General features: G+C 31.5%; 24 protein-coding genes. 9 read left to right on the forward strand and 15 right to left on the reverse strand.

All coding sequences use genetic code 11. The features are described from left to right. Positions 1-9: 9 nt before the first annotated feature. Positions 10-594 carry a riboflavin synthase gene (locus tag GFU93_RS07835; RefSeq protein ID WP_160568553.1) on the reverse strand — a complete coding sequence of 195 codons (585 nt, stop codon included), beginning with the start codon at positions 592-594 and terminating at the stop codon, positions 10-12. 219 nt (positions 595-813) lie between these two features. Here GFU93_RS07835 and pdxA point away from each other — a divergent pair, with 219 nt between their 5' ends. After that, entirely contained in the window at positions 814-1911 is a 1098-nt protein-coding gene (gene pdxA, locus GFU93_RS07840) for a 4-hydroxythreonine-4-phosphate dehydrogenase PdxA (protein ID WP_160568555.1), read from the forward strand. 100 nt (positions 1912-2011) lie between these two features. Here pdxA and rny read toward each other — a convergent pair whose 3' ends face one another. The 6 genes from rny to GFU93_RS07870 all read right to left on the reverse strand — a co-directional run bounded on the left by rny (position 2012) and on the right by GFU93_RS07870 (position 6901). After that, the gene (rny, locus tag GFU93_RS07845; protein ID WP_105296320.1) at positions 2012-3583 is read right to left on the reverse strand and encodes a ribonuclease Y; all 1572 of its coding nucleotides are present in this window, start codon (positions 3581-3583) and stop codon (positions 2012-2014) included. A gap of 286 nt (positions 3584-3869) precedes the next feature. Continuing rightward, a complete protein-coding gene (locus GFU93_RS07850; protein WP_160568557.1) occupies positions 3870-4139 on the reverse strand; it encodes a cell division protein ZapA in 270 nt (89 codons plus the stop codon). 6 nt (positions 4140-4145) lie between these two features. Further along, positions 4146-4439 (reverse strand): hypothetical protein, encoded by a 294-nt coding sequence (locus tag GFU93_RS07855; protein ID WP_160568559.1) that lies wholly within the window; start codon positions 4437-4439, stop codon positions 4146-4148. Between the two features lie 343 nt (positions 4440-4782). Then, complete coding sequence (locus tag GFU93_RS07860; protein WP_160542495.1) at positions 4783-5544, reverse strand: porin family protein; 762 nt, start codon at positions 5542-5544, stop codon at positions 4783-4785. A 27-nt stretch (positions 5545-5571) separates the two neighbouring features. Further along, entirely contained in the window at positions 5572-6294 is a 723-nt protein-coding gene (ubiE, locus tag GFU93_RS07865) for a bifunctional demethylmenaquinone methyltransferase/2-methoxy-6-polyprenyl-1,4-benzoquinol methylase UbiE (RefSeq protein ID WP_160568561.1), read from the reverse strand. Between the two features lie 40 nt (positions 6295-6334). Further along, the gene (locus tag GFU93_RS07870) at positions 6335-6901 is read right to left on the reverse strand and encodes a hypothetical protein (protein ID WP_160568563.1); all 567 of its coding nucleotides are present in this window, start codon (positions 6899-6901) and stop codon (positions 6335-6337) included. Between the two features lie 103 nt (positions 6902-7004). On the opposite strand from GFU93_RS07870, the gene GFU93_RS07875 reads away from it, so the two are divergent. From GFU93_RS07875 to rlmN, 7 genes are all read left to right on the forward strand, one after another. Then, complete coding sequence (locus GFU93_RS07875; protein ID WP_105296326.1) at positions 7005-8087, forward strand: 3-oxoacyl-ACP synthase III family protein; 1083 nt, start codon at positions 7005-7007, stop codon at positions 8085-8087. Between the two features lie 29 nt (positions 8088-8116). Further along, positions 8117-9343, forward strand: coding sequence for a metallophosphoesterase (locus GFU93_RS07880; RefSeq protein ID WP_160568565.1), 1227 nt, complete (start codon positions 8117-8119; stop codon positions 9341-9343). 72 nt (positions 9344-9415) lie between these two features. Then, positions 9416-10276 (forward strand): YicC family protein, encoded by an 861-nt coding sequence (locus GFU93_RS07885; RefSeq protein WP_160542500.1) that lies wholly within the window; start codon positions 9416-9418, stop codon positions 10274-10276. 7 nt (positions 10277-10283) lie between these two features. After that, on the forward strand, positions 10284-10925 hold the full coding sequence (gene gmk, locus GFU93_RS07890) for a guanylate kinase (RefSeq protein WP_370456884.1): 642 nt from the start codon (positions 10284-10286) through the stop codon (positions 10923-10925). 317 nt (positions 10926-11242) lie between these two features. After that, positions 11243-12094, forward strand: coding sequence for a glycoside hydrolase family 25 protein (locus tag GFU93_RS07895; RefSeq protein ID WP_160568567.1), 852 nt, complete (start codon positions 11243-11245; stop codon positions 12092-12094). A 305-nt stretch (positions 12095-12399) separates the two neighbouring features. Then, the gene (gene queA / locus GFU93_RS07900) at positions 12400-13449 is read left to right on the forward strand and encodes a tRNA preQ1(34) S-adenosylmethionine ribosyltransferase-isomerase QueA (protein ID WP_105296330.1); all 1050 of its coding nucleotides are present in this window, start codon (positions 12400-12402) and stop codon (positions 13447-13449) included. Positions 13450-13468: 19 nt separating this feature from the next. Further along, the gene (gene rlmN, locus GFU93_RS07905) at positions 13469-14509 is read left to right on the forward strand and encodes a 23S rRNA (adenine(2503)-C(2))-methyltransferase RlmN (protein WP_160565781.1); all 1041 of its coding nucleotides are present in this window, start codon (positions 13469-13471) and stop codon (positions 14507-14509) included. A 66-nt stretch (positions 14510-14575) separates the two neighbouring features. On the opposite strand, the gene pnuC is transcribed toward rlmN, so the two are convergent. The 4 genes from pnuC to gltB all read right to left on the reverse strand — a co-directional run bounded on the left by pnuC (position 14576) and on the right by gltB (position 22205). Continuing rightward, complete coding sequence (pnuC, locus tag GFU93_RS07910) at positions 14576-15268, reverse strand: nicotinamide riboside transporter PnuC (RefSeq protein ID WP_160568569.1); 693 nt, start codon at positions 15266-15268, stop codon at positions 14576-14578. A 19-nt stretch (positions 15269-15287) separates the two neighbouring features. Next, positions 15288-16187 carry a DMT family transporter gene (locus GFU93_RS07915; RefSeq protein ID WP_160568571.1) on the reverse strand — a complete coding sequence of 300 codons (900 nt, stop codon included), beginning with the start codon at positions 16185-16187 and terminating at the stop codon, positions 15288-15290. Positions 16188-16265: 78 nt separating this feature from the next. Continuing rightward, positions 16266-17687, reverse strand: coding sequence for a glutamate synthase subunit beta (locus GFU93_RS07920; protein WP_160568573.1), 1422 nt, complete (start codon positions 17685-17687; stop codon positions 16266-16268). 18 nt (positions 17688-17705) lie between these two features. Beyond that, positions 17706-22205: a glutamate synthase large subunit gene (gene gltB, locus GFU93_RS07925; protein ID WP_160568575.1), complete on the reverse strand. Its 4500-nt coding sequence runs from the start codon at positions 22203-22205 to the stop codon at positions 17706-17708. Positions 22206-22538: 333 nt separating this feature from the next. Between gltB and tssD the strand changes: the two genes are divergently transcribed. Next, complete coding sequence (gene tssD / locus GFU93_RS07930) at positions 22539-22925, forward strand: type VI secretion system tube protein TssD (protein ID WP_105296336.1); 387 nt, start codon at positions 22539-22541, stop codon at positions 22923-22925. A gap of 245 nt (positions 22926-23170) precedes the next feature. Here the strand turns inward: tssD and recA are convergent, their stop codons facing one another. The 4 genes from recA to GFU93_RS07950 form a co-directional block, all read right to left on the reverse strand. Continuing rightward, positions 23171-24193 (reverse strand): recombinase RecA, encoded by a 1023-nt coding sequence (gene recA, locus GFU93_RS07935; RefSeq protein WP_160542507.1) that lies wholly within the window; start codon positions 24191-24193, stop codon positions 23171-23173. A gap of 98 nt (positions 24194-24291) precedes the next feature. Beyond that, on the reverse strand, positions 24292-24750 hold the full coding sequence (bcp, locus tag GFU93_RS07940; RefSeq protein ID WP_160568577.1) for a thioredoxin-dependent thiol peroxidase: 459 nt from the start codon (positions 24748-24750) through the stop codon (positions 24292-24294). A 213-nt stretch (positions 24751-24963) separates the two neighbouring features. Continuing rightward, a complete protein-coding gene (locus GFU93_RS07945; protein WP_160568579.1) occupies positions 24964-25887 on the reverse strand; it encodes a GYDIA family GHMP kinase in 924 nt (307 codons plus the stop codon). 20 nt (positions 25888-25907) lie between these two features. Beyond that, entirely contained in the window at positions 25908-26318 is a 411-nt protein-coding gene (locus GFU93_RS07950; protein ID WP_105296340.1) for a thioesterase family protein, read from the reverse strand. Positions 26319-26327: the final 9 nt, after the last annotated feature.

Raw genomic sequence — 26327 nt, forward strand, 5'->3', positions numbered from 1 at the left:
TTTTTTTTTTTACTTATATAAACCATACAATTTCTGTATATACTTACCAATAATATCAAATTCTAAATTTACTTTATCTCCAATTTTCAGATATTTAAAATTTGTATGATCCCATGTATACGGAATAATTGCAACTGAAAACTCATTATCCTTACTATCTACCACCGTTAAACTCACTCCATTCACAGTGATTGAACCTTTTTCCACGGTGATTTGTTTACCTGCATAGGTAAAAGTTAATAAAAAACTTCCTTCTTGATTTTCTATCGATTTCAATTCCCCTACTTGATCTACATGTCCCTGTACAATATGTCCGTCTAATCTATCTGATACTTTAACACATCTTTCCAGATTAATATGATCACCAATGGTAAGAGTTGAAAAATGAGTTTTTTTTAATGTTTCAGCAATAGCTGTTACCGTATAAAATTCCGGATTTATATCTACAACTGTTAGACATGTTCCATTATGAGCTATACTTTGATCTATTTTTAATTCATCAATAAATGAAGCAGATATTGATATGGAGAGATTTTCATCTATTTTTTCCATATTAACTATCTTTCCCATTTCTTCTACAATACCTGTAAACATATTCAATTTTTATTCAAAAGTACCATTTTATAATTTTTTTTAAATAGTCTATTGGCAATATTTAAACTCTCTAATATTTTGTTTTTAATTTATAATTATTGTTGATTTATAAATTAAAAAGCTTTATTTAATATAGCAATATTTCTATTTTATTAAATTATTATAAATTAAGTATATATTTTTTTCTACTTTTGTTATAATAAATTTCACAGTTCATATATGAGCGTTAAAAATAATAAGCTAAAAATAGGAATTAGTATAGGAGACCCTAACGGTATAGGAATTGAAGTAATATTGAAAACCCTTCAAAATAAAGAAATCTTGGATTTCTTTACACCGGTTATTTTTGCATCTACTAAATTATTATCCTATCAAAAAAATATTTTCGGATTAAATTCTATCTATTTTCAAGGTATATTTAAAGCTGAAGAAGCTATTCAAGGAAAAATAAACGTTGTGAATTTATGGAAAGAAAATGTTTCTATTAGTTTTGGCAATTCAACCGAAGAAGGTGCCAAAATAGCTAAAACTTCTTTATTAGCTGCTGTTGACGCTTTAAAACAAGGTTCCGTGGATGTTTTGGTTACTGCTCCTCTAAATTGGGAAAGCATGCAAACCCAAGGATTAAATTTTTTAAATCATACGGAATATCTTGAAAATACTCTTAAGGAGAAAGCCCATTTACTTTTAGAAAACAACGATTTAAGGATTGCATTTGCTACGTTTAATACTCCAATATCCAAAGTCTCTGAACTATTAAGTAAAGAGTTAATTAAAAAGCAAATTAAAGCTTTACATACCACTTTAATTCAAGACTTCTGTATTGAAAAACCTAAAATTGCGGTTTTAGGATTAAATCCACATGCTGGAGAAAATGGTCTATTGGGAAGAGAAGAAATTAATTGTATTGAGCCGGCGGTTAAAGAATCTTTTGATCGAGGCATTCTCTCCTTTGGTCCATACTCTGCTGATAGTTTTTTCTCGCCTAGTATTTATACTTCTTTTGATGGAATATTAGCAATGTATCACGATCAAGGGCTTATTCCTTTTAAAACTCTAGCTTATGAATACGGCGTAAATTTTACCGGTGGATTATCTGTTGTTCATACTGAACCCAATCATGGAACAGCTTATTCGATAGCCGGACAAGGAATTGCGGATGCAAAATCATTTGAACAGGCAATTTTTGATGCCATAAAAATTTATAAAACTAGAAGAGAATATGTGAAATTAAAATCAAATGCCCTTCAAAAAACAAAAATTGAGGGTATTGATATTACTGTTGATGAAGATCTTCCCGAAGAAGGAGATGTATAATCGGATTGAAGTATAAATTTGAATATTGTTATAATCTAAAATAAAAAAAACTTTAAAATTAATTTTAAAGTTTTTTATTTTTATCTATTAAGTAAACAGTCTACCTGGCTATATTAACAGCTCTCGTTTCTCGAATAACAGTTACTTTAACCTGTCCCGGATATGTTAATTCATTTTGAATTTTTTCACTTATTTCAAAAGACAATTGTGATGCTTTCTGATCGTCTATTTTTTCACTTTGAACCATTACGCGTAATTCTCTACCGGCTTGAATTGCATAAGCTGTATTAACGCCATCAAAACTTAATGCTACATTTTCTAGGTCTCTAAGTCTTTGAATATATGATTCTACTACTTGTCTCCTTGCTCCCGGTCTTGCACCGCTAATTGCATCCGCTACTTGAATAATAGGCGCAATCAAACTCTTCATTTCAATTTCATCATGGTGGGCACCGATGGCATTAACAACGGTTTGATTTTCTCCATATTTTTCCGCCCATTGCATCCCTAATATTGCATGAGGATACTCGGATTCTTCTTCAGGAACTTTTCCAATATCGTGCAATAATCCGGCACGTTTTGCGATTTTTGGATTAAGCCCTAGTTCGGAAGCTAAAATTCCTGCTATATTAGCAACCTCTCTTGAGTGCTGTAAAAGGTTTTGTCCGTAGGAAGAACGATATTTCATCCTACCGACCATTTTTACTAATTCAGGATGTAATCCATGAATTCCTAAATCGATAATGGTCTTTTTACCGATCTCTATAATTTCTTCTTCTATCTGTTGCTGGGTTTTAGCTACAATTTCTTCAATTCTTGCCGGATGGATTCTTCCGTCGGTTACAAGTCTATGTAAAGATAATCTGGCTACTTCTCTCCTAACCGGATCAAAACAAGAAAGTAATATTGCTTCAGGAGTATCATCAACAATAATTTCAACCCCTGTAACTGCTTCTAAAGCCCGAATATTACGCCCTTCTCTTCCTATAATCCTACCTTTTATTTCATCTGATTCTATATTAAAAACAGATACCGAGTTTTCAATTGCTTGTTCAGTACCTACCCTCTGAATGGTTTGTACAATAATTTTTTTGGCTTCCGCCTTTGCATTTAGCTGCGCTTCTTCAACAATGGCTTGAATTTGAGCTTGAGCTCTGGATCTTGCTTCCTGCTTTAGCGCTTCCACCAATTCAGCTTTTGCATCTTCAGCAGAATATCCTGAAATTTTTTCTAATATTTCTACCTGCTGTTCATGCATTTGATTTAATTCAGCTTGTTTTTTGGTTAGCGTTTCCGCTTTAATCTGATTATCATTTATGGCTTGATCTAATTGCTTTTTTTGAATATTATTCTGATGCAATTCGTCATTCAACTTCGTTTCTTTATCTTTAATTCTTTTTTCCACTTCAAGCATTTTCTTTTCTCTTTGATTAATTTGCTCTTCGTGTTGTAATTTTAATTCTAAGAATTTTTCTTTTGCTTGAAGCATTTTTTCCTGCTTAATGTTTTCGGCCTTAAGCTCTCCTTCCTTTAAGATCGCAGCAGCTTTGTCTTCTGCTTCTTTTAATTTATTTTCTCTATATTTATTTAGAGAACTTTTCGATAAGAAGTATCCTATAAATCCCCCAATAAAAAGGGTGGCGATTAACTCAAATATTATCGTTACATTCATACAATTAATTTATATAAAAAAACCTACATCAATCCTATTAAACTTTGATTTAAGTAAACTCCAATAAACAGGATTCAAGCTATGTTTTTTTCTCTGTAATCTGCTGTTGATATTTCTATCAAATCATCTGAGAAGATGAGAGGCAGCCCGCCATTAAAAAAAACAATCACTCAGTCAGTCAATTCGTGTTGAGTTTACTAAATTGAGTTAGAATCAATGTAGGTTATATCTTTGTTCTACATTTAATTTTAAATTCTATGATCTATTTGGAAATGCGTTACTTTATCTATAACAATTTTTTTATTTTTTTTATTCTAAGCAAAATTTCATTTTGTTCTTGAGATTTTTCCCTTAAAATATTTTCTAATTCTGAAGCTAGTTGTAAAGCCGCCATAGCTAAAGCATCTTGTTTTTCAGAAATGTTATAGTTTTTTTCAAAAGTATTAATGTATTTTTCTATTTTTTTTGCAGCAATTCGTAATATCTCTTCTTCCTCATTTTGTACTACTAGGGGGTAATTTCTTCCCGCCACTCGTATATTTACTTTTTGAGACATTTTTATTTATGAATTCTGCAATTCTGAAATACATGCATCTATTTCTTTAATCATTCTATTCATCTGCAATTTCATCAACTTCTTATATTCTCCACTTCCCGAAATTGCATTAATAACTTTCAATCTTTTATTAAGCTCTTCAAGTTCTTTATATTGTTTTTCTTTCTGAATAAATTTATCTTCATTTTTTAAAAGAGAATTTTCTAGATATTCATTTTTTCTTTTCAATTCTTCATTTTCCTTCTTTAATTCGAGAATCCTATTTTCCAAATCATTAATTCCCTGAATAATCTCTTCCATATTAGAACGAAAAATTTACTATTCTAACTCTCTTGCAAATATATGAAATTCTTTTTTAAAAAAGTTAATATCCTAATATAATAGTTTATCCAACAAAATTTCATCAACATTGTTTTAATTAACAAATCCCTGCAGTAAAATTTAAAATTTTATATGATGTTTTTAAGCTAATTATACTGAATTATTTCAACAAGTTGTTAATAAATTGAAATAACTCCATTTTAACTTTTAGTTTATCATATGCCGATAAATTTATAGAAAAGAAGTATCAGCAGACCAAAAATAACTAAAAATTTAAATTATTTACTATAACAAAAGTAGTAATAAAAAGATTTAAAAATGATTATTCGAATTTAATTGAAAAGACGACAGCTCTGGTATGTATCGACTTTAATGCACCTGCCCAGTATGGAGGAGTTCCCGGATTATCTGCAACTAATTCATTATTGAAAAAGAATATTCCCCTTACTGAAGGAGTCATTTTAAATCGCTTAAAGTAAAGCTCTATACCGGCTTCTAATTGATAAGAAAAGTTATTAGTTTTCATTCGGAAGATTTGATCGGTATTATCCTTTTCTTTTTTCTCATTACTTTGTAAGTTTATTAACCAACTTAAACCGGCCTGTACATAAGGTCTGGAATTATACCATCGGTCCCCGTGAAAATTTAAAAATAACGGAAAATCTAAATATGTAGATTTTACATTTCGTTTGACATCTTGTTCTGTGTAAGTAGTTTCCAGACCATTGGCAATTTCTTCATCGATGATCTTTTGAACGTTGTTAAAAATTAAATCGCGTTGTGTGAAGTGCATAGCCGGTTCTAACCTCAAATCAACGTAGTCATGAACTTTCATTTTACCAATTAAGCCTACAGTAAATCCTCCTTTAGAATCCACATCAACTAAATATCTGCCGGTATGTTCTAAACCTTCTTTGTTGGGATGAATTTTTAAATCAAAATAATTCATTGCTAAATAATACCCCCAGGAAAATTCCTGATCATCAAAATCAGTATACCTTTCCATAACGTCTCTTGAACGGAACTGCGCATTAACTCCACAATGTATTACTATTAATAATAAAACTATGACTAATTTCTTCATAGTAGAGAAAACGATTTTTTTATTTATTTATTTTATTCCCTCATAGACAGTGGCTACTCCAAATGTCAATCTTCTAAAGCTTGCCTCCTTAAATCCATTTTTAAGGATCAAGTTTTTCATATTTTCCCCATAGGGCATAGCATCAACGGAATTGGGTAAATATGTATACGCTCGTGAATCTCCTGAAATTATTTTTCCTATGCCGGGTAATATATTTTTAAAATAGAACATAAAAAAAGGAGCAAAAAAACCACTAGGTTTTGAAAATTCTAAGATTAACAATTTTCCTCCCTTTTTAAGTACTCTTCCCATTTCAGAAATACCTTTTTCTAAATTTTCGAAATTACGAACTCCGAAGGATACTGTTACAATATCAAATTCTCCTTCTTGAAAAGGTAAATTTTCAGCGTCTCCTTTAACTAATTTTATTCTGTCTTTCAGCCCTTTTTTATTTATTTTAGCTTGACCGTAATCCAACATTTTTTGGGACAAGTCTAAACCGGTAATTGAAGCTTTTGTTTTTTTAGCATGTTCAATTGCCAAATCAGCCGTTCCTGTAGCAACATCTAATATTTTTTCGGGGTTATATGCCACCACTTTTTTTTCTAATTGATTCCGCCAATAAACATCAATGTTAAAAGATAACAATCTGTTTAAGAAGTCATAATTTTCAGATATATTATCAAACATCTGTTCAACCTGTTTCTTTTTACTTTCTGTTTCGTTATATGGCTTTACAATATTTGGCATATTATTAATTTGCTGTTCTCAACTTACAAAAGTAACTGTTTTATTCAAATGTAGACCGATAAAACTCTAAAAATTGGTTTTTTCTAAATAATTTAATCCTTGATTCTATGGAATCTACTTTATTTATTATTTTAGGAAAATTTTGATTAATATTATAATAGAAATCTTGTATTACTAATTGGTTGTATTCGCCAATTTCACCTAAAAACTCTTTTCCATTGATATTTTTTCGATGGGCTCGATATATGGAGTCTCTGTTTTTTATATGACCGTAATATCTTTTAAAAGTGAAATAGGTTGCTAAAGAAGGATTAATAAGACCTCTTTTATTTTTAGTTATTACAAAAAAAGTATCTTTTAAAATAACATTCCCCTGTTTATTTTGACATGAAATTGTATTCTTACCCGAATTAACAGGAATTGACAGAGATTGTCCTCCCGCGAGTAAATAACTTTTTCCATTTACAAGTACTTTAATTTCTTCCTTGTTGGGATTATCCAACAAAAATTCATCATTCTTTTCAATATAAAACTTGTATATAAAAAATGAAATTAATCCTATAAATAACGCTATCAATAATCCTTGTAAGGAATTTTTATTCAGCATATAACCTTACTTTGATGCACAAAGGTAACAATATAATAGATTTTTTAGTAATTATTACATAAATTTGTCAAATTATTATCAAGAATAATATCACAAATTTAATATGTTGCAAAGTATTATAACTGGCTCTGGATCGTACTTACCTAAGAAAGTCGTTCCAAATAGCAATTTTGAAGGAATTACTTTTTACGATGAAAACAGGGAACCCATAACGAAACCGACTCCAGAAATTATTAAAAAATTTGCAGATATCACTGAAATAACTGAAAGACGTTACGTTGACGACGACAATGTGATGAATTCTGATTTGGCAGCAGAAGTAGGTAGATTAGCAATTGAAAACGCAGGAATAAATAAGGAAGAACTCGATTATGTTATCGTAGCTCACAATTTTGGAGATATTGATGCTAATGAAAGACAAGTAAGAATTATGCCTTCCATAGCCGCTTTAACCAAGAAAAAGATTGGTATCAAAAATATTTTGTGTAAGCCCTATGATATGAACTTTGGATGTCCGGGATGGAATGAAGGGATGATTTTAGCCGACCAATTATTAAAAGCTAAAGTGGCAAAGAAAATATTAGTTATAGGTTCTGAAACTCTATCCAGAACTGTTGATCCTTATGACAGAAATTGTATGATTTTTTCTGACGGAGCAGCAGGTGTAATACTTGAATCCAGAGAAACCGATAAACCGGTAGGTATTCTTCATCATTATACCAGAAGCGATAATGGAGAAGAAGTATCTTATATTGCTACAGACTCCTCTTTAAATCCTAATTATGTCGGATCGAAAGCTAACATCCGAATGAAAGGAAGAAAAGTATATGAATATGCCCTAACTTACGTTCCTCAAGTCGTAAAAAAAGTGATCGATGATGCCGGATACACCATATCCGATATAAATAAGGTTCTTATCCATCAAGCGAATGCAAAAATGGATCATGCTATATTAGAAAGAGTTTTTAAATTATATAAATTAAAGGTAACCGATATTCCGGAAGGAATTGCTCCCATGACTATACAAAAATTCGGTAATTCTTCTGTAGCAACCATACCCACGATGTATGACATGATGGTTAAAGGTAACTTTTTAAACCAAACTTTAAAATCCAATGATTTGGTCATATTTGCCTCAGTAGGTGCAGGGATGAATATCAATGCAATTTTGTATAGAATGCCATAAAATTTAATTACTGAAAATTCAAAAATACATTGGGCACTTTAATAGGAATATTATTTATTGTATCATTAATTGTTGAATATTATTGTTATCAAGCTATTAAAGTATTGACAACTAATAAACTTTTTAGAAAATACTGGTTAGGTTTTTCAATTAGTGCTTTATTGATTATTCTTATTTGGTCCATTTTTATTGATAGAAATAACAAAGGGCAAGTTCATTTTTTATTAGGTTTTTTTATGATTGTTTTCGTTCCGAAATTTGTTTTGGCAATAACGATCATTTTTGAGGACCTCATAAGAATGCTGACTTTTTTAGTTAGAAAAGTTACATCAAAACCATCTGCAAATGACGCATATTTACCTGAAAGAAGAAAGGCTATAAGTGCTATTGGTTTAGGACTTGCAAGTATTCCTTTTTTATCTATTATTGAAGGTATTGTTTGGGGTAAATTTGATTTTAGAGTAAGAAAAGTTACCATAAAATTTCCTGATCTACCCGAAAATTTTGACGGGTATAGAATTGCTCAACTTTCAGACATTCATTTGGGAAGTTTTAACACTAAGGATTATGATAAGGTTGCCAGAGGAATAAAACTTCTAAATGACCAAAATGCAGATTTGTTTGTCTTTACCGGGGATTCTGTTAATAATCTGGCGGATGAAATGGAACCGTGGCTTCCTTTGTTAAAAACCATAAAAGCAAAAGACGGCAAATATTCTATTTTGGGTAATCATGATTATGGGGTTTATGTTTTTGGAAAGAATGAAATTGCTCAACAAAAAAATATTGATCAATTAAACGAATATCATAAATCCATTGATTGGAAATTATTAAGAAATGAATCTATAAGACTTTATAAAGATAACCAATTCATCAACATTGTAGGAGTTAAAAATTGGGGAGCAGGACATTTTCCTAAAGATGGAGATATAGAAATTGCCTCTCAAAACATTAAAGATGGTGAATTCAATATTTTATTATCACATGATCCCTCCCATTTTGATGCTATTGTAAAAAATTTCTCAAAGAAAATGCATCTTACCTTATCAGGCCATACTCACGGAATGCAGTTTGGAATAGAAATTCCCGGCGTTATAAAATGGTCTCCTATTAAATATAGATACCCAAAATGGGCGGATTTATATCAAGAAAAGGATAAATACCTTTATGTAAACCGTGGATTTGGTTTTATAGGATTTCCGGGAAGAGTAGGAATTTGGCCGGAAATAACTATAATTGAATTAAAAAAAGGTTAATTTTGCAGTTCTTTTAATTGCAAACTACATTTAAATTAACTACGCTTAGTTATAACCATATTTTTATTAACTATGTTACAATCAATGACTGGCTATGGTAAGTCAGAAGTCAATACAGAAAATTTAAAAATTTCAATTGAAATTAAAACCCTTAATAGTAAATCTCTTGATTTATTTGTAAGGATATCGCCTAGATATAGAAATAAAGAGCTGGAATTAAGAAAAATTATCGGAAATAAATTAGTAAGAGGAAAAATAGATTTTTCTATAGTTATTGAAAATTTAGGTGCAGAAAATAATTCTCGAATCAATGTAAATGCTGTTAAAAATTATATTTCCAATTTGGAAGAATTACAAATAGAAGGCACACCCTTGGATTTCCTTAAGATGGCTATAAGAATGCCTGAAGTATTTACTAATCAAGAAATCGAAATTAGTGATGATGAATGGATTTTGGTTTTAGAATGTCTAAACGCTTCTATTGAAAAAGTAAACGATTTTAGAGCTGAAGAAGGAAAGTCTTTAGAAAACGTTTTAAAAAAATACACTCAAAATATTCTCATTTCATTATCTGAAATTGAAAAATACGAACAAGAAAGAGTGGATTCCGTAAGGCAGAAATTAGAAAAACAATTATCTGAATTGAAAGTCCAATTTGATGAACAGCGTTTTCACCAAGAACTTGTATATTATATTGAGAAATTAGATATTAATGAAGAAAAAGTACGCTTAAAACAACATTGTGAATATTTTTTTAAAGTAATTGAAGAAGAAGATCAAGCCGGAAAAAAATTAGGTTTTATTGCCCAAGAAATGGGAAGAGAGATCAATACTATTGGTTCTAAAGCCAATCATTCTGAAATTCAAAAATTAGTCGTACTAATGAAAGACGAACTTGAAAAAATAAAAGAACAAACTAATAACGTTTTATAATTAATTCATGGGGTTAATCTATCAAAAACCGGGAAATGATACGTTTCAACTAAAAGAATTGCTTCCGGGAAAGCCTATGGAAGGCAAATTAATTATTTTTTCTGCTCCTTCCGGTGCCGGAAAAACAACCATTGTTCAATATCTTTTATCCATATTTCCTGAAATTTCATTCTCTATTTCCTGTACAACACGTCCTAAAAGAGAAAATGAAGTTGATGGAAAAGATTATTATTTTCTTACTGAAGAACAATTTCAGGAAAAAATAAAAAATAATGAATTTATTGAATATGAAGAGGTTTATAAAGGACGATATTACGGAACTCTTCATTCAGAGATAGAAAGATTATGGAACCAAGGGAAGCATGTTATTTTCGATATTGATGTAAGGGGTGGACTTAATCTTAAAAAACAATTTAAAGATAGAGCATTGGCAATTTTTATAGCACCTCCTTCTTTAAAAGATCTTGAAGAACGATTGAAAAATAGAAATACTGAAAATTTAGAATCGTTATTAACCAGAATTCAAAAAGCGGATGAAGAGCTTTCTTTTGCCAAAGATTTTGACGCTGTTATTATTAATGATAATTTGGAAAAAGCTCAAAATAAAGCTAAAACGTTAGTAAAGAATTTTCTCGATTTAAAAGAATAAACTAATTACTTTCTTCTACCTCGAAAAATAATGCCTTTATCATTCCGCTAATAGTATACATATTGTTTAAAAAATAGTATCATAAATCTATAGGGTTTAAAAATATGAATTTTTAAGAGTTTATTTACTTAAAAAATTATCCGGGAAAGCACAATTTATTTAAACATTTTTTAAATTCATGTAGCATTACATTATTCTTTGGCTTAAATAACAACTAAGTCTTCATTGATATTTATAGTTTTTTTAAATTTGAATAATCTTATTTCAAATGAACTAAATTATTCATAATTAACCAACTACTATTTTTTTATATTTTCATGAAAGGAAGGATAAACAAGAAAAACAGTAAAAAGGAAATTCCTTATAAGCTCTATTATTGGCTAACGGGTTTTATTATTTTTTTATCTGTGCTTTTCTTTTTTAGAACTTCACTCATTATGTATTATTACATTATAAAAGAAAAATTAGCTATTGGTGAATTCGGAAATGCAAATTTCCAAAAGAGCATTAAAATATCTGAAGCCGAAAAGATTCAGGCTGTTTTTAAAAAATATAAAAATTATGCTTTCGGGTTGGATATAAGTCAACATCAAGGTAAAATTCTTTGGGATAGCGTTCAAGACATTCATAAAGATATTCCTGTCTCCTTTGTTTTTGTTAGAGCAACCCGAGGTGCTTTTACTCAGGATGCTTTTTTCAAAAAAAATTGGAAAAATCTTACGAAAAAAAAAATACTCAAAGGCGCATATCATTATTATGATGTGAACAGAAATTCTACCCTACAAGCAGAAAACTTTATTAAAACCGTAACTTTGGATAAAGGTGATTTGCCTCCCGTACTTGACGTAGAAGATCTGCCTAAAAATCAATCGTTGGAATTATTGAAATCAGGACTTATCAATTGGTTGAACTTAGTTGAAAAAAACTATAATGTGAAGCCCATTATTTATTCTAATGATTCATATTTTATCTATCATATTTCGGATCTTGATTTAAGTGAATACATTATATGGACGGCAAACTATAACCCTATAGAAAGTCCTTTGCACCAAAAATGGATTTTTTGGCAATTTACGGAAAAGGGGATTGTCAAAGGATTTACACAAAATTTTGTTGACATCAATGTATTTAATGGAAGCATAGAAGACTTACAAAGACTTACTCTTTAAAAAAATAAGGGTAGAAATATTTCCACCCTTATTGCTCTAACTAAGTATAAATTTATTTGAAAGAAATTTACTTTAAAAAAAATTAATTTACTTTTAAATTATATGCTACCAATAAAATCTAGAAATATTATTCTATCATGACTAAATAATTAACATTTACTATTTTATCAATAAAACTTATAATTTAAGTTAATATTTTCAAAAAACTTGCCAAAAAGTCCTTTAGATAAAGAGCATACATAAATAAATACTTGACTTTAGGGGTATGCTTATTGTATATTTGTAATCTAAACATAATTTTAATAATGAAAACTTCAGATTTTGATTTTAAATTACCTCCTGAACTTCTTGCGGATAGACCTTCTAAAAACAGAGATGAGGCAAGGCTAATGGTGGTACATAAAAATACAGGAGAAATAGAACATAAATTATTTAAAGATGTCATTGATTATTTTGATGAAGGAGATGTATTTATTTTAAATAATACAAAAGTATTTCCGGCTCGTTTATATGGTAACAAAGAAAAAACAGGAGCTCAAATAGAAGTTTTTTTATTAAGAGAGCTGGATGCTGAATCTAGAATTTGGGATGTATTGGTAGATCCTGCAAGAAAAATAAGAATTGGAAATAAATTATTTTTTACGGAAGATGACAGTCTCGTAGCTGAAGTTGTAGATAATACTACTTCCCGAGGCAGAACCTTACGTTTTTTATTTGACGGATCTTATGAAGAATTCAGAAGAAAATTAAAAGAATTAGGAGAAACTCCTCTTCCAAAATATATTAAAAGAAAACCTGATTCTGAAGATGCTGAAAGATACCAAACCATCTATGCAAAAGAAGAAGGTGCAGTTGCTGCGCCAACGGCAGGACTACATTTTTCAAAACATCTGTTAAAAAGATTGGAAATTAAAGGTATTGAATTTGCTGAAATTACTTTACATGTAGGATTAGGTACTTTTGCTTCAGTAGAAGTTGAAGATCTTTCCAAACATAAAATGGAAAGTGAACAAATTTCCATTTCAGAAAAAACTTGTAAAATAGTAAATCATGCCATTGAGACCAAACACCGTGTATGTGCTGTGGGTACAACTTCCATGAGGGCTATTGAAACTTCAGTTTCTGCTAATAAACGATTAAATCCATACGAAGGATGGACCAATAAATTTATTTTCCCTTCTTACGATTTTGGTATTGCCGATTCCATGATTACCAACTTTCACACTCCTAAATCAACTTTAATGATGATGGTTTCTGCTTTTGCCGGATATGATTTAATTATGAAAGCTTACAAAGAAGCTATTAAAGAAAATTATAAATTTTACTCCTATGGAGATGCCATGTTAATTATTTAATAATAGCATTATAGTAACTTTGAATCAAAATAAGAAAGATATAAGAGCCTTGAGTTTACAAGAACTTGAGGCTTATTTTTCCTCGATAGGAGAAAAACCTTTTCGAGCCAAACAGGTTTATGAATGGCTCTGGAATAAAAATGCTCATTCTCTTTCAGAGATGACCAATCTTTCCAAATCTTTACGTGAAAATTTAGAAAATCATTTCTCTATTAAGCCGGCAGAAATCCACGTCATGCAAAGATCTATCGACGGTACAATTAAAAATGCCGTAAAATTACACGACGGAAATGTTGTGGAATCGGTTCTGATTCCTACCGCTAAACGGACTACAGCTTGTGTTTCTTCGCAAGTTGGATGCAGTTTGGATTGCACTTTTTGCGCTACGGCACAATTAACAAGAATGAGAAATTTAACTGCTGCAGAAATCGTAGATCAAGTAACTTTAATTGATAAACAAAGCAGAGAATATCATCAAAAGCCTCTTTCCAATATAGTGTTTATGGGAATGGGAGAACCTTTACTCAATTATTCTTCCGTAACGGATGCAATCCGAAAGATTACGGAGGACAAAGGATTAGGGATGTCTCCCAGAAGAATCACCGTTTCTACTTCCGGAATTCCTAAACTGATTGAAAAATTAGCAGACGAAAATTTAAAAGTTAAATTAGCCTTATCCTTACATTCAGCCATTGAGGAAAAACGCAATCAATTAATGCCATTTAGCGTTAAATTTCCTCTAACAAGTATAATGGAATCTCTATCCTATTGGTATCAGAAAACTAAAAGTAGAATTACACTGGAATACATTATTTGGAAAGGAATTAATGACGGCAATGAAGATATAAGAGCATTAATAAAATTCTGTAAATCAATACCGTCAAAAGTTAATTTAATACAATACAATTCCATAGAAGGAGGAAAATACTCTCAAGCCAATTCAAACATAATTCAAAATTATGTTACCGCTTTGGAACAAGAAAATATCATTGTTAAAATAAGAAAAAGCAGAGGGGATGATATTGATGCAGCCTGTGGACAACTCGCTAACAAGCATTAATAATATATAATTAATGTTTGAAGAAAGTTTAACTTAAATTCTAAGTTTATTTTTTAATCTGTTGGCTTAGTTATCAGAATCGGTATACCATTTATATATTCCTACGAGCGCATTTATTTCATATAATATGGATTGAACAGCAAAAATATAATTATGTGAAATCAGATTCAATGATAACCAAACTAAATTACTAACACTCCACAAAACCCAGGAAAATGGTTGTCTCATGATCATAGTAAATTGAGCGGACACTCCTATCATAAAAGCAATACAATTAAGTATAAGTATGTAAGGAGGTGAATCTTTTTTAAAAAAATAATCTCCCAAGAAAAACATAAGAATTATTCCTATTATACAGAATAAGATCGTACATACTAAGGCTTTTTGATTCATTTTTGATACTTTGATTTTTCCTTCTTGATCTTGATTTTTTTTCTTAGTCCATAGAATCAGCCCGAAAACATGAGTCATAAAATAATATAGATTACTACACGCCATACCTACATTTCCAAATAACAGATGGGTATATATCTCGCCAATATTTGCTGACATTCCCAATAAATTGGATACTATCGGCGATCTATATACCAATACGTTAACACAAACATAACCAAGCAAAGCGGTTACGGTAAAAATTAGTATATGGGGTAGTGGTTCAGCATTGTCTTTCCACATAGCATATCCCAAGTATATGGTTAAAAAAAACGCAATAATAAACCAGGTGATTCTAAGTATTTTTTCAAATTTCTTTGTAAACATTTTACTTAATTATTAAATTTTAATTTTGTTTTCTTTTAATTGTTACTCCGTTTTCTGATACATACACCCCCGATAAAATACATACGGTACCTAGAAAAGTAATCATCGTTATACTTTCCTTTAAAATAATTGATGCCGAAATGATTGCTATCAACGGTACTAAGTAGATATAATTAGTTGTTTTTATAATTCCTATTTTCTTTATTGATAAATTCCAGGTAAAAAAACATACCATAGATGCTATAATTCCTAAAAATAAAAGATTAAAAATTACCGTAGGTGTTAGCAATACATCTTTTTGAAATTTGAAAGGTGCTATTAAAATAAAAGGTATTATAGTTACTATTCCATAAAAAAATAATTTACGGGTTATAAAAAGTATGGAATAGGTATTACTGAGCTTATTTAAAATCAAAGTATAGATTGTCCAAGAAAGTACTGCCGTTAAAGCCAATAAATCCCCCCAAAAGTTTATCTCGAGTATGAAACTACCATTAAATATTACTAAAAAAACTCCAAATAAAGCTAATAAAGAACCATATACTAAATTTTTGGTTACTTTTTCTTTTTTATTTATTAGTATAGTAAAAAAAGCGGTTACTATGGGATTAGTAGACAATATTAATGATACATTAGAAGTTAAAGATAACTTCAAAGCTATATTTTCTGTTATAAAGTATATTGTTCCTCCAAATAACCCGATTAACAAGAACAGAAATTCATCTTTATTATTTTTTGAAAAAATTACCTTAGGAGAAAAAAACCATATACATATATAAGCTAATAAAAAACGGTATAAAAAGATCTCTACCGGACTTAATCCGTCATTCATTAATACTTTGGTTGAAATAAAGGTAGTACCCCATATACAAATCGTTATTATAGCTAAAATATGATATTTTAAATTTTTGTTTTTCATGTATTTAGTTAGTATTATAATAAAAAAGAACTGATAGTTTTATAAAACTATCAGTTAATTCCAAGATTAAAAAATATACTAGTTTCTTAAAAATTCATCTATATGCCTAGCCGTTTTTCTTCCGGAAGCGATGCTTGTCACCACCAAAGATTGACCGCTCACACAATCTCCTGCTGCAAAAATTTTATCCACATTGGTCTTTCTGGTTTCATCGGTATGAATATTTTTTCTTTCATTCATGATGATCTCCATTTCTTCTAAAAAACCTTCTTGAATGGGATTGACAAATCCAAGGGCCAAAAAAGCCAAGTCAATTTTTAATATTTCGGGTTCTCCCACTTCTTTCATAGTAAATTTACCTGATGAATCTTTTTCCCATTCAACTTCTACTACTTCCACTCCGGTTAATTGTCCCTCTTCTCCGATAAATCTTTTGGTATGTAACGACCATCTTCGTTCACATCCTTCTAAATGTGAAGAAGAAGTTTTTAAATAAACCGGAAAAGGTACGGGCCATCGGTTTTCAACTTCTTTTAACTCTTTTGGCTTAGATAGTATTTCAATTTGTATAATATTAGCAGCTCCTTGTCGATTAGCCGTTCCTATACAATCGGAACCGGTATCTCCTCCTCCGATTACCAAAACATTTTTTCCTTTTGCATTAATAAATTCTTCTTCGGAAATGGTTTCTTTAGCAACGATCTTGTTTTGCATTTTTAAATATTCCATTGCATAATGAACTCCTTTGAGTTCCCTTCCCTCAATTTTCAAATCTCTGGGCGACTGAGATCCGATGGCGATACAAACGGCATCGTAATTTTTTAAAATCTCTCTTCCTTTTATATCTTTGCCCACTTCTGTGTTGACTATAAATTCAATGCCCTCCTCCTTCATCAAATCAACACGTCTTTGAACTACATTTTTGTTTAATTTAAAATCGGGAATACCATAACGAAGCAATCCGCCTATGCTGGTATCTTTTTCATAAACTGTTACAGTATGTCCTTTTTTATTGAGTTGATTGGCTACTGCCATTCCTGCCGGACCTGATCCAATAACAGCTACTTTTTTTCCTGTTCGTGCAGTTGGAATTTGTGGCTTCATGAATCCCTCGGAATAGGCGTGTTCCATCACGGCTGCCTCATTTTCTCTAATGGTAACAGGCGAATCTTCAATCGCCAATACACAAGTTTTTTCGCAAGGTGCCGGACATACTCTTCCGGTAAATTCAGGAAAATCGTTAGTAGATTGTAAACTTCGAGCGGCTCTTTTCCAATTTCTTTTATAAATTAGATCTTGCCATTCGGGCATTTTATTTCCTAATGGACAACCGTATTGACAAAATGGAACTCCGCAGTCCATACATCTAGATGCTTGTAAAAATCTATCTTCTGTATTTAATGTCTGCTCTACTTCTCCATAATCCGAAATTCTTTCATGTCTAGGGCGATACCCTGCTTCTTTTCTGTTTATTGTTAAAAATGCTTTAGGATTTCCCATTTTATACTTTATAATATCTTAATAATCGTATTCTAGTTTTGAAATTTTCTCATTTATTGCGCGAATTTTTTCTTCTTGCAAAACTCTTTTATATTCTATTGGAGTAACTTTAATAAAAGAATTTACTTCGTTTATCCAATTATCCAATAACCTTTTAGCTAGTGGGCTTGAAGTGTGTTTGTAATGATTGCTAATAAGATCATTTAATTCACGTATATCGCTAATGTCTTCAATTAAGGAAAGTTCAACCATTTCCATATTGCAATAGTAATCGAAATCGCCATCCGGATTATATACATAAGCGATACCGCCACTCATACCGGCTGCAAAATTTCTTCCTGTTTTACCCAGCACTACCGTTCTTCCTCCGGTCATATATTCACAACAATGATCTCCTGCGCCTTCAACTACTGCAAGAGCTCCACTGTTTCTTACACAAAAACGCTCTCCTACCTGACCGTTAATATATACTTCGCCTGAGGTCGCACCATATAAAAGTGTATTTCCCGCTATAATGTTGTTTTCAGGCATAAAGTTAGATGAATCGGGAGGCAACAAAATAATCTTACCGCCTGACAATCCTTTTCCCAAATAGTCATTTGCATCCCCTTTTAATGTAAAAGTGATTCCTTTGGATAAAAAAGCTCCGAAGCTTTGACCTGCGGATCCCTTAAATGTGCAATGAATGGTATTATCCGGTAATCCTTCGTTACCGTATTTTTTTGCCACTTCTCCTGACAGCATTGCTCCCACAGCTCTATCCGTATTTTGAATGGTACGTTTCAATGATACGGGCATCGATTGATCTATGGCATTGCGACAAGTGTTTATTAATTCTCTATCTAAAACTTTATCTATTTTATGATCTTGAAGTTTATTGTGTTTTAAAGAATTTTTATTTTTTTCGGGATAATATAATATTCTGCTTAAATCTAATTTTTCAAATTTTGGATTTTGAAGAGAGGATTTGGACTTTAACAGATCTGTTCTTCCCACAATATCGTCTAATTTGGTAAATCCCAGTGAGGCTAAATGTTCTCGAACCTCCTCTGCTAAGAAGGTAAAGAAATTTATAAGATAATCACTTTTACCGCTAAATTTTCCTCTTAATTGCTCATTTTGGGTTGCTACTCCTACCGGACAAGTATTTAAATGACATTTTCTCATCATAACGCAGCCCAAAATAATCAAAGCACTGGTTGCAAAACCAAATTCTTCGGCTCCCAGCATTGCGGCTATGACAATATCCCTGCCTGTTTTTAATTGTCCGTCTGTTTGAAGGCGAATGTTACCTCTAAGATTATTTAACACCAATGTTTGTTGGGTTTCAGCTAATCCAATTTCCAGTGGTAATCCGGCATGTTTAATTGAACTTAACGGACTGGCCCCCGTTCCTCCGTCGCACCCGCTGATTAAAATTAAATCTGCCTTTGCTTTTGCCACTCCGGCAGCTATAGTTCCTACACCACTTTCTGATACCAATTTTACGCTAATTATAGCTTCCGGATTTACATTTTTTAAATCATAGATTAATTGTGCCAAATCTTCAATAGAATATATATCGTGATGAGGAGGCGGTGAAATCAGTGAGATACCGGGTATGGAATGTCTTGTTTTGGCTATAATCGTGTCAACTTTAAATCCGGGCAATTGTCCTCCTTCTCCCGGCTTAGCTCCTTGAGCTACTTTAATTTGAATTTCATCTGCATTTACTAAATATTCCGTTGTAACTCCAAATCTTCCTGAAGCAACTTGTTTGATCGCTGATCTAGCATTAGTTGAAAAACGTTCTTTTAGTTCTCCTCCTTCGCCAGTATTACTTTTTCCCCCGATCGTATTCATAGCAACCGCTATGGCTTCATGTGCTTCTTTACTGATTGATCCGAACGACATAGCACCTGTAACAAAACGTTTCATAATTTCTGATGCAGGCTCTACTAAGTCAATATTAATGGGTTGAGATGTATAATCGATAAAATCTCTTATAAATATTTTATCCTCTTTGTTATCTACTTCTTGTGTAAATTCTTTAAATTTATTGTAATCTCCGGTTCGTGTGGCAATCTGAAGTTTTGCGATGGTTTCCGGATTCCAAGCATGGGCTTCTCTTCCTTTTCTCCATGCATACATTCCTAAATTGTCGTATATGGTTGAATCATGTGCCCCTTCAAATGCTTCTTTAAACGATTGGATGGTATCGTATGCTATGTCTTCTAAGTCTATACCTTCTATTTTTGAAATGGTGTGACCAAAATAATCGGACAATACTTTTGAACTTATTCCGATCGCCTCAAATACTTGAGCTCCTATATAACTTTTAAGGGTAGATATTCCCATTTTTGAAAGAACTTTCAATAATCCTTTATGTATGGATTTCATGTAATTTCTTTCTGCTGTTGAAAATACCATTTGTATTTCTCCTTTTTCAACCAAATCATTCAACATAGCAAATGACAGGTATGGATTTACCGCATTGGCTCCGTATCCAAATAATAAGGCAAAATGCATAACCTCTCTCGGTTCTGCTGATTCTACCACCAAATCAATTTGCATACGTTTTCTCTTTTTGATCAAATAATGATGGACAGAAGAAACTGCTAATAATGAGGGAATGGCTATATGGTCCAGGTCAGCTTTTCTATCACTTAAAATAATATAATTGCTTCCTTTGTCCACTGCTTCTTCCGCCGTTTTACAAAGTTCTTCAATACCTTTTTTCAACCCGTAAGCATACTCATCCGGTTGATACGTAAAGGTTATAGGAATTACTGTCGATTTAAATCCTTTATAGTCTAAATTTTCAAGCAGATCCAATTCTTTATTGGTTATAATGGGATAGGCCAGTCCAACCATTTTACAATGTTCGGGCATGGGCTCTAATATATTTTTATGTAAAGAACCTATATATCCGGCTAGGGACATTACTAATTCTTCTCTTATGGGATCAATGGGTGGATTGGTTACCTGCGCAAAATGTTGCCTGAAATAGGAAAATAAACGATTGGGTTCTTTGGATAATATTGCCAAAGGGGTATCGTTTCCCATAGAGCCCACCGGTTCTTTTCCGTCCTTCGCCATCGGAATTAATAGTTTCTCTATATCTTCACGATAATATCCATATGCTGATAACATGACATCCAAATTCGGAACTTCATATTTCACGCTTCTTCCCGAAGATATATCATCTAAAGAAATTCTGTTTTTATCTAACCATTGTTTATACGGATAAGCATTTGCTAATTCTTCTTTTAATTCTTTATCATACTGAACACTACCATTTACAGTATCAATTAATACCATTTTTCCCGGTTTTAATCTTCCTTTTTCCCTGATTTCTGAGGGATCAAAGGTAACTACTCCTGTTTCTGAAGCTACTACCATCATATCATGATGGGTAATGAGATATCTTGCGGGGCGTAATCCATTTCTATCCAATAATCCCCCGGCATATCGCCCGTCACTGAATAAAATGGTCGCCGGTCCGTCCCACGGTTCCATAAGAATGCTGTGGTATTCATAGAAGGCTTTCAGTTCGGATGAAATCGGATTTTTATCATTCCATGATTCCGGAACCATCATGGCCAATGCATGAGGCAATGACTTGCCCGACATTACTAAAAATTCTAATACATTATCAAAAGATGAACTGTCACTCATTCCCTGCTGCACAATCGGCCATATATCTTCTATATTTCCTATTTTTTCTGATTTTAAAACGCTTTCACGTGCTTCCATCCACAACCTGTTTCCTTTGATGGTGTTGATTTCTCCGTTATGCCCGACTAAACGAAAAGGCTGAGCTAAATCCCAGGTTGGAAAAGTATTGGTGCTGAACCTTGAATGAACTAAAGCAATGGCACTGGTAAAATTAGGATGTAATAAATCAGGAAAATAATGTCTTAACTGTAAAGATGTCAACATTCCTTTATATACAATGGTTTTGGTTGACAAACTTACTATGTAGCACCCGCGCTTATTTTTTATATCTGATTCTAATAGTGCTTTTTCAAATTTTTTTCTAAGTAAATACAGTTTCAGTTCTAATACTTCTTGTAAATATTCTTCTCCTTTTATGAATATCTGCTTTATAATCGGCTCATTTGCCATTGATATTTCTCCAAGTATATCACTATTAACAGGTACATCCCTCAAGGCTAGAAAACTTAATCCTTCTTTTTTGATTAATTCGGACAGTAATTCAAAGGCCTTTTTTTCTTCTTCTTTTTCCTTAGGGAAAAATAACAACCCACTCCCATATCTGCCCCTTTCCGGAACTGCTATTCCTTGAAGAAGAACAAATTCATGAGGTATTTGCACCATAATTCCGGCTCCATCTCCGGTTTTATTATCGGCGCTTTCAGCTCCTCTGTGGGTCATATTTTCTAAAACTTGAAGTCCGTTTTCAACAATTGAATGGGATCTGACACCTTTGGTGTGGACTATCATACCTACTCCACACGCGTCATGCTCAAATTCCGGATCATATAATCCTTTTTTACAGTATTCACTTTTCCACATAATTTTTACTCAGAATTTTTTAAGTTATAAAAGTAATAATTATAAATATAAATTATTGCATAAATTGCATTATAATTTGCTATTAATAAATTATAAACATAAATTATCTAGTATTTTATACCTTAAAACGCATAGGAAGATTCGATATTATCAATTGATTTTTGAAAAATTAATATCCATCGGAGTTTTTAACTGAAAATAAGATATATTAATATTTTTATATTTTACAATTAATTTAACATTAATTTAAAAATAAGACAACTTTCATGTACTATATTTGCGTTATAAATTCAATTAACACAATTTTATTAAGATAATCGTAAAACAATCACTATGTCATTTAAAGCGAAATTAGAAGTAGAAGGCAAATCATATAATGTTTTGAATATTAATTACTCTTTAGCTCAAGAAACAGATCCGACCGGTCGACCGTCTTCTCAAACCAGAGGGGGAAGGATTGAAGTTTCAATTGAATCTACCGGTGAAACTGACATTTTTGAGTGGATGACAAATAGCTTTGAAAGAAAAGATGGTAAAATAGTATTCATTAAAAGAGACAACAATTCTACTTTAAAAGAATTATATTTTTTTGATGGATATGTTGTGAAATATAAAGAAAATTTTGATTCTTACGGTAAATCTCCTCTGACGGAAACTTTTACTATTTCTGCTAAGAGTATTAAAATGGGAACCGGAGAGCATATTAATGAATGGATTTAAGATTAAAAATCTTTTAATCGGAATTAATAACTGAATTATCGGTTTAAATTAAATTTACACGTATAGTATGTATTTTTATTTAATTAAGAAATTCTATTATCCAATTTGGTAAGATTTGTAAAGTGGTTTCGGATATTAAGTTTCTAATTTTTAAAATATTTATTTCTTATAAAAAAATAAAACGATGAATTTCTTGAAATTCATCGTTTTTTTATGAGTGTTATAATTAATAACTATTTTACATATTATTGTTCCGCCAATTTTTCTTTAATGCGGGTTTCAATTTCCTCTAATAGTTCCGGATTATCTTTTAATAACTGCTTAACAGAATCTCTTCCTTGTCCAAGTTTCGTATCTTGATAGCTGAACCAGGATCCGGATTTTCCGACAATTCCCATTTCAACTCCTAAATCCAGGACTTCTCCAACTTTGGAAATTCCTTCTCCGTACATAATATCGAATTCTGTTTGACGGAATGGTGGGGCTACTTTATTCTTAACTACTTTTACTTTCACTCTGCTTCCTATTGCATTATCACCATCCTTGATCGGTGAGCCTGATTTACGTATATCAATTCGTACTGAAGCATAGAATTTTAATGCATTTCCTCCGGTAGTTGTTTCCGGGTTTCCAAACATTACTCCAATTTTTTCTCTAAGCTGATTGATAAATATTACGGTACATTTAGTTTTACTAATGGTAGCGGTTAGTTTTCTAAGAGCCTGAGACATTAGTCGTGCATGAAGACCCATTTTAGAATCTCCCATTTCTCCTTCTATTTCTGCTCGAGGAGTTAATGCTGCTACTGAATCGATAACTACAATGTCAATAGCACCTGATCGAATCAGATTATCGGCGATTTCCAATGCTTGTTCTCCATCGTCCGGCTGAGAAATAATCAGATCGTCCAAATTGATTCCCAGACGTTGAGCATAGGTTGGATCGAATGCGTGTTCTGCATCAATGAATGCTGCTATTCCTCCTTTTTTCTGAGCTTCTGCTATTGCGTGTAACGTAAGTGTTGTTTTACCCGATGATTCCGGACCAAATATTTCAATAATTCTTCCTCGTGGATAACCTCCGACCCCTAAAGCCAAATCCAAACCGAAAGATCCGGTAGGAATGGTGTCTACTTCTTCAACAGGCTTATCTCCCATTCGCATGACTGATCCTTTACCATAGGTCTTGTCTAATTTGTCTAAAATTAGATTCAACGCCTTCTTCTTTGCTTCTGAATTGTTTGCGTCTTTGCTTTCTTTTTCTGCCATTATTTGTTTTACTTTTTATATATATTTAATTTTTCAATTGTTTTTAATCCTTTAAAATATTCGTCGTTTACGAACATCTAAGTTAACTAATGTTTATCTTAAAGATTCATAGTTTTAAGGATTTGTTCTGCATGATTCTTTGTTTTTACTTTGGTAATAATATTTTTAATTATTCCATTTTCATCAACTATATAGGTATATCGTAAGATGCCTTCGTATTCTTTTCCCAAAAATTTTTTCTTACCCCATGCTCCAAATGATTCTATTATTTTTTTATCAACGTCTGCTATAAGCGGAAAAGGAAATGAATATTTATAATGAAATGATTTTTGTTTATCTACTGAATCTTTACTTATTCCTATGATTTGATAGCCTTCTTTTTGAAGAGTTGCATAATTATCTCTAAGATTACATCCTTCAGCTGAACAACCCGGAGTATTTGCTTTGGGATAAAAATATATGATAAGTTTTTTTCCTTTAAAATCTGAATATTTAATTATTTTTCCTTCTTGGTCAAGTCCTTCAAAATCAGGAATCTTATCCCCTATTTTTAACATCGTTTTGGGTTTAAACTTTTGGTTATGTAAAGATATTCATAAAAAATATAAGTATCAATTTTTTCAAAACTCTAAATTACATATCCTTACCAACCACCAACCTAAGCAATTATATATCAAACCATTAAGCAACCAAATAATTCTCAGCTATAAATTTTCCATTTCTTTCAATTAAGTGTAAGTAAATTTCATGAAATACTGAAATTTTAAATGTTATAGTATAAGATCCTTGTAACTTTTGATTACTTCATATCCTTTGTTTTGAAAATAGGTTTCCGAACATTCTAATTTTTCGGCCATAATAAAATCTCCTCCCCAAGCTCCCAGACTCTTAACAAACCCCGGATAATCACTGAATAAAACTTTTTTTACTGTATTTATATTGATAAACTCTGAAATCAATTGTTCATGTTCTGAAATAAGAATCCTAAATTGATTAAAGGTAATTTTTGGGTCAATAATTTCTCGGGTTATATTCGAAATGGCATCTATGAGATGTTCCGACTTCGTTTTTTGTTTATAATGCTGTATTCCTTCTCTTGAATTTTGTTTTTGATTCAAATAAATAAATAAAAGATTTTCCGTTATTGCGGAAGATATTTCTACCTTTTCAATTTTCTTTACTTCATTTTCTTTTAGTTGATAGGTAATAGGCGTATGGGCTTCGGCACAGGCTATATCATAACCGCTTCCTCCAAAAGTTTTTTCTAATAATTTATAGGGATTTACTTTTGTCCATTGTGCTACATTATTGATTAAGGTTGAACTGGTTCCCAAGCCCCAATTTTCGGGAAAGTCCAGCCGAGTTATACATTCGTATCCAACTTTATTTTCAAATTTCGTGCTTCCTAATTTTTGTACTTCTCGGAAAATATGAAGTAATTGTTTTGAAAAATTTAAATTCGTCGTTTCATCGATTTTATTGCTGTTAATATCTAAAACGGTTTTAAACCATAATTTTCCATCACTTTTATAGGCAGTCCATACCAATTTATTAGAAAATTCTTGAGTTTGGTGTATTTGAAGAGATTGTCCTAATCGAGTGGGTACGGCTAAACTTACGGCACCATCCAGTACCGTATATTCTCCGGTTAAAAGTAATTTACCGTTACTTTTAAATTTTTGTAAAATACTCAAATTATGAGAGTTTATTCTGTTTATTTTTGAAGGTATTTAGCAAATGATTCATCTAATAGCGCCGGCATACTTACACGTCCATTGACTACACTTACTACTTCTGCTTTTGCTTCAGAACATACTTTGTTGTCGGACTTGCGTATAATTTTTTGATTAAATATATAACGGATTCCTTCTTTTTCCAATGAATCTATGGTACATAAAAATTTTTCTCCTCCTTTTAGTGAACTCATATAGCGTACATGAATGCTTATTAATACTAAATCGATTCCTTTTTGGTGTAAATCATAGAAATCAAGCCCATTATGTTCTAGAAATTCATGACGGCCTACTTCATAATAGTGTTGATAATTTGCATTGTTTACGATGCCTTGTGCATCACATTCATAATCTCGTACTTTTAAATCGATTTCAAAAAGAGGAGTATTCATAATTTAATT

The organism is Apibacter sp. B3546 (genome assembly GCF_009827885.1).
In the GTDB taxonomy this organism is placed as follows: Bacteria; Bacteroidota; Bacteroidia; order Flavobacteriales; family Weeksellaceae; genus Apibacter.

Excerpts from the sequence above, each read along its gene's own strand:
- GFU93_RS07835 (WP_160568553.1), bottom strand. The coding sequence starts at position 594 with ATGTTTACAGGTATTGTAGAAGAAATGGGAAAGATAGTTAATATGGAA.
- pdxA (WP_160568555.1), top strand. The coding sequence starts at position 814 with ATGAGCGTTAAAAATAATAAGCTAAAAATAGGAATTAGTATAGGAGAC.
- rny (WP_105296320.1), bottom strand. The coding sequence starts at position 3,583 with ATGAATGTAACGATAATATTTGAGTTAATCGCCACCCTTTTTATTGGG.
- GFU93_RS07850 (WP_160568557.1), bottom strand. The coding sequence starts at position 4,139 with ATGTCTCAAAAAGTAAATATACGAGTGGCGGGAAGAAATTACCCCCTA.
- GFU93_RS07855 (WP_160568559.1), bottom strand. The coding sequence starts at position 4,439 with ATGGAAGAGATTATTCAGGGAATTAATGATTTGGAAAATAGGATTCTC.
- GFU93_RS07860 (WP_160542495.1), bottom strand. The coding sequence starts at position 5,544 with ATGAAGAAATTAGTCATAGTTTTATTATTAATAGTAATACATTGTGGA.
- ubiE (WP_160568561.1), bottom strand. The coding sequence starts at position 6,294 with ATGCCAAATATTGTAAAGCCATATAACGAAACAGAAAGTAAAAAGAAA.
- GFU93_RS07870 (WP_160568563.1), bottom strand. The coding sequence starts at position 6,901 with ATGCTGAATAAAAATTCCTTACAAGGATTATTGATAGCGTTATTTATA.
- GFU93_RS07875 (WP_105296326.1), top strand. The coding sequence starts at position 7,005 with ATGTTGCAAAGTATTATAACTGGCTCTGGATCGTACTTACCTAAGAAA.
- GFU93_RS07885 (WP_160542500.1), top strand. The coding sequence starts at position 9,416 with ATGTTACAATCAATGACTGGCTATGGTAAGTCAGAAGTCAATACAGAA.
- gmk (WP_370456884.1), top strand. The coding sequence starts at position 10,284 with ATGGGGTTAATCTATCAAAAACCGGGAAATGATACGTTTCAACTAAAA.
- GFU93_RS07895 (WP_160568567.1), top strand. The coding sequence starts at position 11,243 with ATGAAAGGAAGGATAAACAAGAAAAACAGTAAAAAGGAAATTCCTTAT.
- queA (WP_105296330.1), top strand. The coding sequence starts at position 12,400 with ATGAAAACTTCAGATTTTGATTTTAAATTACCTCCTGAACTTCTTGCG.
- pnuC (WP_160568569.1), bottom strand. The coding sequence starts at position 15,268 with ATGTTTACAAAGAAATTTGAAAAAATACTTAGAATCACCTGGTTTATT.
- GFU93_RS07915 (WP_160568571.1), bottom strand. The coding sequence starts at position 16,187 with ATGAAAAACAAAAATTTAAAATATCATATTTTAGCTATAATAACGATT.
- GFU93_RS07920 (WP_160568573.1), bottom strand. The coding sequence starts at position 17,687 with ATGGGAAATCCTAAAGCATTTTTAACAATAAACAGAAAAGAAGCAGGG.
- gltB (WP_160568575.1), bottom strand. The coding sequence starts at position 22,205 with ATGTGGAAAAGTGAATACTGTAAAAAAGGATTATATGATCCGGAATTT.
- tssD (WP_105296336.1), top strand. The coding sequence starts at position 22,539 with ATGTCATTTAAAGCGAAATTAGAAGTAGAAGGCAAATCATATAATGTT.
- recA (WP_160542507.1), bottom strand. The coding sequence starts at position 24,193 with ATGGCAGAAAAAGAAAGCAAAGACGCAAACAATTCAGAAGCAAAGAAG.
- bcp (WP_160568577.1), bottom strand. The coding sequence starts at position 24,750 with ATGTTAAAAATAGGGGATAAGATTCCTGATTTTGAAGGACTTGACCAA.
- GFU93_RS07950 (WP_105296340.1), bottom strand. The coding sequence starts at position 26,318 with ATGAATACTCCTCTTTTTGAAATCGATTTAAAAGTACGAGATTATGAA.